The sequence below is a fragment of the Bacillus cereus group sp. BfR-BA-01453 genome (assembly GCF_022662915.1).
Lineage (GTDB): Bacteria > Bacillota > Bacilli > Bacillales > Bacillaceae_G > Bacillus_A > Bacillus_A paranthracis.
This window is the reverse complement of the sequence record NZ_JAKUEN010000006.1, coordinates 162,389-174,384: the sequence shown is the minus strand read 5'-3', so window position 1 is coordinate 174,384 and position 11,996 is coordinate 162,389. Positions and strand designations below refer to the sequence as shown.

Sequence of the window (11,996 nt, the reverse complement as noted above, 5' to 3'; positions counted from 1 at the left end):
CCATTCTTAGAACTTCTCAGCAAATGCAATTGCAAAATTACTGCATTTTTCAACATCCTCTTCATCTTCTGGAGCTAATTCGATTTTCAATCCTTCTTGTACAAGCTCTGCACCGCGTTCTACAAGTTTCTCTTCAAATATCGTTACCGCTTCACAAAACAGTTCATACGCCGTATCTCCTGATCCAAATACCGCTACTTTTTTCCCTGATAAATCTATATTTTCTAAGTCATCATGGAAATCTTCCGCTTCAAATGGTAGTTCACCATCTCCCCACGTATAAGACCCTAAAATGATTCCATCATAAGCCAATAATTCTTCAGCATCCATGCCTTCCATTTCTTGCAAGACTACTTCATGATCAAAAGCATCTAAGCTAACTTTAATTAAATCAGCAATACTCTCTGTATTTCCTGACATACTTGCATAAGCTATTAAAATTTTCGCCAATTTGGCATCCCCCTCTAATAATAAATGATTCTCATTCTCATTATATTAATAATGAGAATCAATTTCAATTATATTTTTTATTATTTCTGTTTACTTCATAAAAAAAGCACAGATGACTATACAATCATCTGTGCTTTTTTATTACTTTTTAAAAATACCAAACGGCTTTCCAACTGGTAAAACAACTTTTCCGAAGTGTGTGTTTAACACTGCTGCTGCTGAACCATAGAAAGATAATAATGAAATAAGAAGTTCAGAATATGCTGCTAAATTATGCATTGCATGCGGCATAACACCTAAAGTACTTAATGAAAGACCGATAAATAAGAAATCAATAAGGACGAAAATCATAAATAATACTTTATGTGTTTCCATTGCACCAATTGTCATAAATATTGTGAAAATCAAATATCCGATAAAGGCTACACCAAGCTGTTTTGAATCTGCAGCTTGTGCTAATTTTTCGCCAAATACTCCAAGTTGAATTAACCAAGTCATTCCAACACCTAGCCAAAATAGACCGTATGCACCGAATGCTGTTGTACCGAATGTATTGTTATGCTTTGCATCGTGAATGCAAGCAAAGATTTGTGCAAATCCTCCTAAAAAGATTGCCCATGGTAATACTAGTGAAACGCCATCTGTTAAGCCTAACTTTTGAGATGATGCTACAAGTGTTACCATCGCTAATCCAAATAGACCAATTCCAGATGGATCTGCTGTTGTCATTTTCACATGATGTGTAGTTGTTTGATTGCTCATATAAACCTCCTGATTATAAACATACTCGAATACAATACTTAAATCAGAAGACTATGTCAATGGTTTTTTTTGTATGTTGTCAGACCTTATATTTTATAATGTTCTAATATACTTTCAACCACTTCATACGGTTTTATGTTCACTTTTTCCAACTCATATATCGGCAACCATAACGGAATATAAATCCCTCTATCTTTCATTTCGAATTCTTCAGCTTTACCACTTCCGAAAACTCCACCTACAATATCGGCATTAAAATAATACTCCGTACCCTTATACTCCACCTTTGCAATTAGATGCTCCACTTTTATATGTACCCCTAATTCTTCAAAAATTTCTCGCTTTGTTGCTTCTTCAGGTGTTTCTCCTTCTTCAATTCCTCCACCTGGAAAAACATAGTACGTTTCATCTTCTCGGATACGTTTTATAAGAGCAATTTTCCCTTCCTGCACAATGATAGCCGCGCCGCGATTTCTTGTCATTTTATTACCTCAATACCGATCGCAACTGTTCCCCACTTTTGTTCTTGTTCTTTCGTATATATTTTGTATGTACTTTCTAACATTTCCTCTAAACTATCATTTTCACAATCCAATAATTTTTTATCAATTTGTTCGTACATTGCTTGAAAGTTTTTATATCGTTTTATCTCCGTTACTTTTACAGCCATCGTTGCTGCTGTCGTAAGGTTCGTAAATACAATATGATCGCCTTGTTTTATGAGTTGACGCTTTTTATCGTATAAGCGCACTTCATACACTTTTTTTCCTGATTGAATTGACTGAAAAGGTTTATTATATAATCCCATTTCATATCTCATACATTCCACTCCCATTTATTTATTTTACCTATTAACACTGGTCACCTTACTACACCTTGCATATAATATTCCACGCTTATTTCTTGATTGAGAAAGAAGGTTGAAGAATCATGTTATATTTAAATCAAAAACCTGAATATAGTAAGTATGATATCGGTGATTATACTTATAGTAAAGTAGGTCCAACTATTTTTTCTTGGAATGATGAAACGAAATTAAAAATAGGTAAGTTTTGTTCATTAGGAGAAGAAGTTGTTTTCATACTTGGCGGAGAACATCGCGCGGACTGGATAACGACTTATCCATTTAACGCTCTTTTCAGCGAAGGAGCCCATATTACTGGTCACCCCTCTTCAAAAGGTGATATTGTAGTCGGCAATGATGTATGGATTGGTTATCAATCCTGCATTTTATCTGGTGTTACGATTGGTAACGGTGCCATTATTGGCGCAAAGAGTGTTGTTACAAAGGATGTACCGCCATATGCAATTGTAGCTGGTAATCCTGCAAAATTTGTTCGATATCGTTTCCCGCAAGAAACAATTGACAAACTAGAAAATATCTCATGGTGGGACTGGGACATTTCTGTTATAAAAGGAGCTATTCCATTTCTACTCTCCGACAAAATTGATGAATTTTTCAGCTCACCCGAAAAAGAATCTACTTGATTCATACAAAAAGAGCATCCTTCTCTTACAGGATGCTCTTTCTGCATTTATTTTCTCTTTATTTGCAAGTGATCACACGGAGAACATTGAAAAGAAATTTTTCCTAAATAATTAAGATTCGTTTCGCAAATTTGTTCTATCGTTGGAACAAATGGAATAACAACTATATTACTTTCTACTATTTGTGTAACAGGTGGTAACACTGTGCCTACTTGATGTTCGAAACGAATACTTGCTTGATTTATATAATTCCCCGAACCACTTGGGGCACTCTGAATTACTACTTGGAACGAAACTGTTCGTGCTTCACCGGGATTTAAATTCCCTATAAGAAATCCTGATACCGGGCTTACATTTGGTACTGGTGTATTATCAACCGTTACACTTCCAAGAACAAATTGAACACTACTATCCAACATATCTTGAAAACGAATATTTTGTATTGCTGTATCCCCCGTATTTGTAATAACTGTCGTAAACGTAATGACATCTCCAATCGTTGCTGCCTGTAAATCTGCTGTTTTTACGACTGTCGTTGAGACATTTTGAGAAATAAACGGAATAACAACTGTATTGCTATCGCCTTCAACTACTACAGGCGCTTCATTTGGATTCACAGTTGCAAACCCATTCGCTATAGCAGTATTTGTGACTAAATTATTTATTTGTCCTCCTGTTATGACGACTTGGAAATTAATAATTGCCGCATCATTTGGCTGAAAATCACCTAATGGAATACCGATATTCGGATTAGCAAATGGAAGAGCTACATCGTTTACCGTTACCGTGCCATTTATAAATAACGTATTCGGATCAATGATATCCGTTAACACAATGTTGGTCACAGGAACTGTACTATCATTTATAACGGCAATTCCGTAAGTGACAACATCTCCTACCATCGCTACTTCAAAATTCGCTCCTTTTGCAACAAATAAGATTGCCGTATTTACCGTCACGATAACTGTATTGCTCGTATCCATCACTGTAACCGGCGGTTCTCCTGGTACTAAAATATATTCTGCTAACGCCCCAGCAACGTTCACTACTGTACCACCATCTGGAAAACTTGTAATCGTAGCTTCATATGTTACAAGTGCCGTCTCACCGACTGGAATGTCTGGTATCGTAAATCCAGCCTGCGGATTTAACCCTGGCTGTGGAACTCCATTTATCGTTACACTATTTAGAACAAATTCAGCTTCCTGAGATAACACGTCTATAAATTGAACATTCATCGCATCAGCCGTACCAGTATTTAATATACGAACTGTATACGTTACCGTTTCTCCCACTCCAACAACCGAATGATCTACTTCTTTCAACATATCTAAACTACCTCGATTTACTGGTGTGACTGTCGTATTACTTGAGTTCGTAATGGTAAACGGTGGTTCTCCTGGAATCAATTCGAAATTACCAGTTACTCTCGCTGTATTCATAATGTTACTAGAAGGCGGAATTGCGATTACATTTACTTCAAATGTAATTACTATACTGTCCCCTACTGCAAGATTTGGTAATGAAAAGCCTACAAATGGATCTAAACCTACTTGCGGAATTCCATTTATTTGTACACTTCCAGGAACGAATTCTAAACTAGGTGACGGAACATCAATAAACTGAACATTCGTCGCTATTACCGTTCCCGTATTTGTAACTTGCACACTATAAGTTAACGTATCCCCTAATCGTGTTGCTTGCTTATTTACGGTTTTTATAACATTAAATCTTCCTCTATTTACCTTTGTTATTGTCGTATTACTCGGTTCAGTTACTACAACCGGCGGCTCTCCTGGCACTAAAGTAAAGCTTCCTGTTATATTTGCAACGTTCGTAATGGTTCCTGATGACGGGATGTTTGTAACTGTCGCTTGGAACGTCACGATAACTGTTTCACCAACTGGTATATCTCCAACTCCAAAACCAGTAATCGGATTTAAGTTTGGTTGCGGGGTTCCATCTATCGTTACACTATTTGGTATAAATGACGCTCCTGCTGAAATCGTATCAATAAACTGAACATCATTAGCTGTTACCGTTCCTGTATTCGTTATTTGAACTGTATACGTTAATACATCTCCAACGAGAGTAGCAGCCCTATTTACTTGTTTAATAACATTAAATCTTCCTCTGTTTACAGTTGTAAGTGTTGTATTGCTCGGTTGGTTTACTACAACTGGTGGTTCTCCTGGGATTAGTATAAAGCTTCCCATAACATTCGCGGTATTAGCAATTGTTCCGTTTGATGGGACACTGACAACTGTTACTTGGAACGTAACTTCTACACTTTCACCTGGGCTTATATCTGGAAGCGGCAATCCATTATTAGGATCGAATCCAGGTTGTAGCACACCATCTATCGTTACACTATCTGGTATAAATGTGATTGAGGACGGTAATACATCACTATATTGAACATTCGTCGCTACCACTGTACCTGTATTTTGAACTACTGTTGTATATGTGATTGTATCACCTACTGCAACAACCGGCTGACTTACTGATTTTAAAACATTTAAACCAGGTTCATTAATTTCTGTTAATGTCGTATTACTTGTTGTTGTTTCTGTAATAGGCGGCTCCGTTTCACTTACAGCAAATGCAGCTGTAACGTCTACAAAGTTAACAATCGTTCCACCCTCAGGTATGCTCGTAACCACTTCCTGATATGTGACAAGTACAAAATCGTCTACAGAGATATCTGGAACTGGAAAACCAATGAAAGGATCTAATCCTGGTGCCGGCACCCCATTTATGCTCACACTTCCCGGTACAAATGCTACACCGGCGGAAGTTGTATCTATAAATTCAACGTTCGTCGCTGCCACTGTGCCATTATTAAAGATTAATACATCATACGTTAATATTTCTCCTACAGTCGCTACTTCTTTATCTACTAGTTTTAACGGGAAAATCGAAGCTATATTAATTGTCGTTACGACTAAATTCGTTAATATTGTTTGTGTAATTGGCGGTTCCTGCGGATTCGGTTGTGAAGTAAACGTAACGTCAGCATCATTTAATATAACTTCATTATCTGGAATTTCCGTAATCGTCACTTGGAACGTCACAGAAATACTCGCTCCAGCATTTAATAGTGGACTAACTGTAAAACCTATTTCTGGATTTAAACCAGGTTGCTGTATCCCGCCTATCGTTACACTATTTGCTACAAACGCCGTCCCTTCTGGAATGACATCTTGGAAGAGCACATCTGTAACAGGGATGATTCCTACATTTGTTATTAACACTGTATACGTTAATACATCTCCAACAGCACCAGCGGCAATATCAACTGTTTTTGTTGCTGTTACTTCACCAGGAGGAGGTAACGGTATCGTAACTACTGTCGTATTACTTGAATTTGTCGTTGTTACAGGAGGCTGTAAAGGATTTAATAAAAAAGTGGCTGTAGCAGATGCCGTATTTAGTACGGCTCCGCGCGTGGATGGCGCAACTACTGTTACTTGGAACGTTACAGTCAATGATGTTCCAGCTGCGATATTGGGAAGCGGAAAACCTATATTTGGATCAAACCCAGGTTGAGGCGTTCCATTTATCGTTACACTATTTGCTACAAATGTGGTTTCTTGAGCAATTGGATCAATAAAGGAAGCATTCGTTGCTGTTACTGTACCGTTATTTCGAATGACAACAGAATACGTGTAAGTTTCTCCAAGTGCAGCTTGTTGTACAGATGAAGATTTTTGTATATTTAATCGAGCTGTATTTACTTGCGTCACTACAAAGTTACTATTCGTAACAGTCGTTATTGGAGGGTTTGCTGGATTGATAAGAAAACTTGCAGTAACGTTCGATTGGTTTCTTATATTTCCACCGCTCGGTACACTCGTCACTGTAACTTGAAACGTAATCGTAGCCGTTTGCCCGACCGGAATATTCGGTACCGGGAAACCTGCCATAGGATCCGCACCTTGCTGAACGACTCCGTTTATCGTCACACTATTTGCTACAAACGCAGCACCAGACGGAATTGGATCTTGAAAAATAATATTCGTTGCAGGAACTGTTCCTGTATTTTGAATGCGAATCGTATATGTTAACGTATCTCCTACTCCTGCTTGCGTTGTATTTACACTCTTCATTACATTAAGTGATCCTACATTCACTCGCGTCACTACAATATTACTAATCGTTACAACTGTAATTGGTGGCTGGAGAGGACTTACTTGGAAATCAGCAGTGACATTCGCATTATTCGGAAGAACTCTATTTGATGGTACACTCGTGATTGTCACTTGAAAAGTAACTGTTACCATCCCTCCGACTGGAATATTAGCAAGTGGAAATCCAGTTGTCGGGTTTAAACCTGGTTGAGGCGTTCCATTTATTATTACACTATTTGCTACAAACGTTGTTCCAGATGGAATTGGATCAAGGAATGAAACGTTTGTCGCTGCTACTGTTCCACTATTTTGTATACGAACTGTATACGTTAACGTATCTCCTACACCGGCTTCAGTAGCACTTACGCTTTTCCTTACATTTAACCCTGAAGAATTCACGACTGTCATAACAGTATTACTTGGTTCTGTTACAGTAATCGGTGGCTCTGTTGGATTTACAAGGAAATCTCCAGTTACATTCGCATTATTTACAACATTGTTTCCTTGAGGAATTTCATCAATTAACACTTCAAATGAAACAATTACATTCGCGCCAGTAGGCAAATCATTTAACGGGAATCCAAGTTCTGGATCTGCGCCTTCTTGTAAAATACCATTAACCAATACACTGTTTTCAATAAATAATGTCCCTTGTGGAATTGAATCTTGAAAAAATACATTTGTTGCTGACACACTACCAGCGTTTATAATTTCGATGGTATATACTAAAACATCCCCTACCGTTGCAACATCCGTATTCACTGATTTCACAACTTCAAAGTTCCCTGTTTGTACTGTTGTATTCACAACATTACTCGGAACATTGATCGTTACAGGTGGTTCACTCGGATTCACTTGAAAACTTGCTGTTACATTTGCTTGATTTAAAATATCTTCATTTTCTGGATCCTGTACAATTAATACGTCAAATGTGACTACAACTGTTTGAGCCGCAGGAATATTCGGAAGAGAAAATCCTGTATTTGGATTCAATCCACTTTGTGGTACTCCATTAATTGTTACAGAATTTGCAACAAATGAAACAGCGGGAGAAATAGTGTCTTGGAAAAACACGTTTGTTAACGGCACGTTTCCTGTATTTTGAACGGCAATCGTATATGTTAAAGTATCCCCCACTGCCGCTTGTGTCGTATTCACTTCTTTTATTACATTTAAACCACCTGTATTCACTTGTGTCACAACTGTATTCGTTTGCCTATTAATCGTCACTGGTGGTTGATTCGGAATAACGACGAAATTAGCAGATACATTTCCGCGATTCGCAATCGTGCCTCCTGATGGCGTAGATGTCACTCGGACTTGAAAACGCACTGTCCTACTTCCGCCAGGAGAAATATTTGCTACCGTAAACCCAGTCGAAGGATTTGCTCCAGGTTGTGAAACCCCATCTACAGTCACACTATTTGTGATAAAAGTCGTTCCAACTGGAATCGGATCTTGAAAAATAACATTTGTCGCAAGTACATTTCCGATATTCTCAATTGTAATAGTGTACGTAAGAACGTCATTCACTGTCGCAAAAGCTCTATCCACTGTTTTTCTCGTTCTTATATCAGCTATATTAATAGTAGTAACTACAGTATTACTTGTCGCTTGCCCTGAAACTGGTTGTTGACCAGGTACTGGAGTAAAGTTAAATGTTGCACTCGCACGATTCGGAATTGGATTGACAAGCGGATTAGATGTTACTCGAACTTGAAAGCGCACTACAGTCGTTTGCGAGGCATTAATACTTCCTAGATTAATACTACTTGCTGGATTTGCTCCTGGACGTACTATCCCATTTACCGTAACACTATTTGGAACAAATATTGTTCCACCAGGGATACTATCGACAAAAATAACATTATTTGCAGTGACATTTCCATTATTCGTCACATTAACCGTGTATGTTAATACATCATTAAGTGTTGCCGTCTGTAAATCTACAGATTTTTGCATACTTATAGTTGCTTGATTCACTGTCGTTTGTACTGTATTTGAAGAAGACGTACTTGTAATAGGTGGACTACCGACGAAAGGACGGAATTGATATGACACCATTGCGCGATTTGGAATAGGATTTGGGTTCGGAAACGATGTTATTCGCACTTGAAATGTAACAATTCTTTGCGTGTTATTTTGGATTGTTCCTAAATTAATTCCATTAGCAGGGTTCGCATTCGGCTGTGTTACTCCTCCTACCGTTACACTACCTGCAACAAACGTCGTTCCGTTCGGAATACTATCACGTAATACAACGTTTTCTGCACTTCCTGTCCCTGTATTTGGGACCGTAATCGTATAAGTGAGAGTATCCCCTACCCCTGCGACTGTTCTATTAACCGATTTAACAGGATTAATAATTGGCCCCGTTGCATCAATTTGAACACCAAAGCCAGCCGCGGCATATCCATCTCCATTTGTAACGAATCGAACAGTTGCGGACGTTTGATTATTTACTAATGATGCAGAGGCATTTACATTTGTAATATCCCACCCTTGTCTTCGGACAGCCAAAGCTATCCCTAAAGGCTGATTCAAATCTCCAAACGTTCCAGTTGTATCTAACTCTCCAATGTCGTTACAAATTTGTGATTGAAAGAAATTATTTGCGGGGTTTCTCGGGCCAGATAATGCAACTGTAGCATTCGCATTCGGTCCAAAGCGAAGTTGATCTCCAACTATGTTAGAATCACCTTCTTGAGCAGTTACTAGCACTCGCCCTGTAACAGCTCCTGTCGCTGGGGTAGCAAATCCTGAAATAGTAGCATCAACTGGTGGTGATGAAGCATCGATAATTTCTTGCCCCGCATATACTGACAAATTCCGAAGTGGTAAACTTGCATTTTGATACACAACCTCAAGCGTCCAGCCAGCTGAACGACTAATTGTTGGATCAGCTGAAGTTCTTGTAGCTGGCACAGCACCTGTCGTATATGTGCCTGCCCCACCTGCACTAACAAGATTCGTTACATTAGCAGAGCGTGCATAATAAAACTGATTCCCTACTGAACCTTGCTGCGCGGTAGCAGGGTCTGGCGTAACAGAAAATGTTCCTGCTGGTGTTGTAAATGTAATATTATCATTTAAAAATGGTAAAACATCTTCCGTATCAGTCCGGAAAGTTCCTGCCCAAACTAACTCTGCATACAAAATACTACTCCCTGCCGGAAGATTTAAAATTGCACTTGAAGAATTCAATCGCCAGTCATCCGTTGTACCTGCTGGGAACCCTGGTACTTGCAGCGCTGTATTTACCGTTGTAAAAACAGCAAGTGTACCAAAAATATTACCTGGTGCAGGCGATGTGGGACTAAGTCCTAACGTGTTCCCAGTGAACGTGACGGCACCAGTTACTGTTGTCGTAAAACGATTCAAAAAAGGCACGTAATCATCTCATTTCATTTATAGTAAAAAGTGCTCTATACTATAAAATGTAGACAAACTATGCAATGTACTTTGTCCAACAAAATTCCGCACATACGAGAGGAGCTTACTACACTATGCGCTATGTTATCATAACAGGAACTTCACAAGGTTTAGGTGAGGCTATCGCCGCGCAATTGTTAGAAGAAAACACGAGTATTATCTCTATTTCTAGAAGAGAAAATAAAGAGCTTACGAAACTCGCAGAACAATATAATAACAATTGTGTTTTCCACTCCTTAGATCTTCAAGATGTACATAATTTAGAAACGAACTTTAACAAAATCATTTCATCTATTCAAGAAGACAGTGTATCTTCTATTCATTTAATTAATAATGCGGGTACGGTTGCTCCTATGAAGCCAATTGAAAAAGCAGAAAGTGAACAATTCATTACGAACGTTCACATTAATTTACTTGCACCTATAATTCTCACCTCCACTTTCATGAAACATACGAAAGAATGGAAAGTAGATAAACGTGTTATAAACATTTCATCTGGTGCAGGAAAAAATCCTTACTTCGGATGGGGCGCTTATTGTACAACGAAAGCTGGCGTAAATATGTTTACACAGTGCGTAGCAACGGAAGAAGCAGCAAAAGAATTCCCAGTAAAAATCGTCGCTTTTGCGCCTGGTGTTGTTGACACTAATATGCAAGCACAAATTCGTGAAACAAATAAAGAAGACTTCACAAATTTAGACCGCTTCATCGCATTAAAAGAAGAAGGAAAGCTATTATCACCTGAATATGTCGCGAAAGCTATTCGTAATTTACTAGAAACTGAAGACTTCCCTCAAGGCGAAGTTATTAGAATTGATGAATAACAAAAAGGCGCGCTATTTTAGCACGCCTTTTTGTTCTACTTCTCTAAAAATATAAGCACAGACTCCGCAATTTGTTCATAACCAATTTCTTGATAAATTTTATTCGATGTTGGATTTGCCAGGTCCGTATATAATGTCGTTGTTTTGTAACCTTCATCTAACATACGTTGACTAAGTGTCGCTACACAATTAGATGCGTATCCCTTTTTCCTTTCTTCTTTCGGCGTATATACGAAATTAACTGTTATATTATTTTTAGTTGGACGTGTTTTTGCTGCTACAGAAACAAGTTTTCCATCTACTTCTAGACCAAATAAACGATGATTAGTAATTAATGTATGTGCCGTTTGTTTTGCTTCCTCTTTCGTAGTAGGAAGATTCACATCTTCGCAAAATTGGTATATCCACTGTTCTATTAATGTTAGCTCATCACTATTTACTTCTCGAAAGACTTCATCTCCGTTCCACTTTTTCTTCACTTGTTTTAATTCATATATACCTTGCTCCATCGCAACAGTAGTTTTCTTATTTGCTAACACTGCAATCTCTTCGGCTAATCTCTGTACAATTTTCTTATTACCGATTAATCCAGGAACATTTGGATATACTTCCGCTAATTTTTTTGCAAGTTCCACGATGTCCTCTTCCGCAATTTCAGACGTAGCAACAATAATTTGTTTCTTCTCTTCTGTTTGAAGAAATACAACCGCAATTTCTTCTCCTTGTTTCGCTATCCCCATAAATATCGGTTGGTGGACCATTTGTAATACGCCTAATATGAGATTATTTTCCTGCTCATTCTTTTCTAGAAATGGTGTAACCTCTTCTTTAAAATTAACAATCTCTTCATATACATGCAATTGAATCATCGACAATCTCTTCTCTCTATTTATAGTTTTATTAAGGTATT

Annotated in this window: 8 protein-coding genes; 2 read left to right on the top strand and 6 right to left on the bottom strand. The window is 38.1% G+C overall.

The window, feature by feature from the left end; translation table 11 throughout:
• Window positions 1-6: 6 nt before the first annotated feature.
• The 4 genes from MR070_RS14755 to MR070_RS14740 all read right to left on the bottom strand — a co-directional run bounded on the left by MR070_RS14755 (window position 7) and on the right by MR070_RS14740 (window position 2,032).
• The gene (locus MR070_RS14755) at window positions 7-450 is read right to left on the bottom strand and encodes a flavodoxin (RefSeq protein WP_001062755.1); all 444 of its coding nucleotides are present in this window, start codon (window positions 448-450) and stop codon (window positions 7-9) included.
• A gap of 141 nt (window positions 451-591) precedes the next feature.
• A complete protein-coding gene (locus MR070_RS14750; protein WP_000070938.1) occupies window positions 592-1,212 on the bottom strand; it encodes an acetate uptake transporter in 621 nt (206 codons plus the stop codon).
• 86 nt (window positions 1,213-1,298) lie between these two features.
• A complete protein-coding gene (locus tag MR070_RS14745) occupies window positions 1,299-1,694 on the bottom strand; it encodes an NUDIX hydrolase (RefSeq protein ID WP_000197781.1) in 396 nt (131 codons plus the stop codon).
• A complete protein-coding gene (locus tag MR070_RS14740; RefSeq protein ID WP_001268356.1) occupies window positions 1,691-2,032 on the bottom strand; it encodes an ASCH domain-containing protein in 342 nt (113 codons plus the stop codon). The genes MR070_RS14745 and MR070_RS14740 overlap by 4 nt, the downstream gene beginning before the upstream one ends.
• Window positions 2,033-2,142: 110 nt before the next feature.
• Here MR070_RS14740 and MR070_RS14735 point away from each other — a divergent pair, with 110 nt between their 5' ends.
• Window positions 2,143-2,700: a CatB-related O-acetyltransferase gene (locus MR070_RS14735; protein WP_000966320.1), complete on the top strand. Its 558-nt coding sequence runs from the start codon at window positions 2,143-2,145 to the stop codon at window positions 2,698-2,700.
• Between the two features lie 47 nt (window positions 2,701-2,747).
• On the opposite strand, the gene MR070_RS14730 is transcribed toward MR070_RS14735, so the two are convergent.
• Window positions 2,748-10,220: a DUF11 domain-containing protein gene (locus MR070_RS14730; RefSeq protein ID WP_242261537.1), complete on the bottom strand. Its 7,473-nt coding sequence runs from the start codon at window positions 10,218-10,220 to the stop codon at window positions 2,748-2,750.
• A gap of 116 nt (window positions 10,221-10,336) precedes the next feature.
• Between MR070_RS14730 and MR070_RS14725 the strand changes: the two genes are divergently transcribed.
• Complete coding sequence (locus MR070_RS14725) at window positions 10,337-11,086, top strand: (S)-benzoin forming benzil reductase (protein WP_242261536.1); 750 nt, start codon at window positions 10,337-10,339, stop codon at window positions 11,084-11,086.
• Window positions 11,087-11,121: 35 nt separating this feature from the next.
• Here MR070_RS14725 and MR070_RS14720 read toward each other — a convergent pair whose 3' ends face one another.
• A complete protein-coding gene (locus MR070_RS14720) occupies window positions 11,122-11,955 on the bottom strand; it encodes a GNAT family N-acetyltransferase (RefSeq protein ID WP_097851444.1) in 834 nt (277 codons plus the stop codon).
• Between the last annotated feature and the right edge of the window lie 41 nt (window positions 11,956-11,996).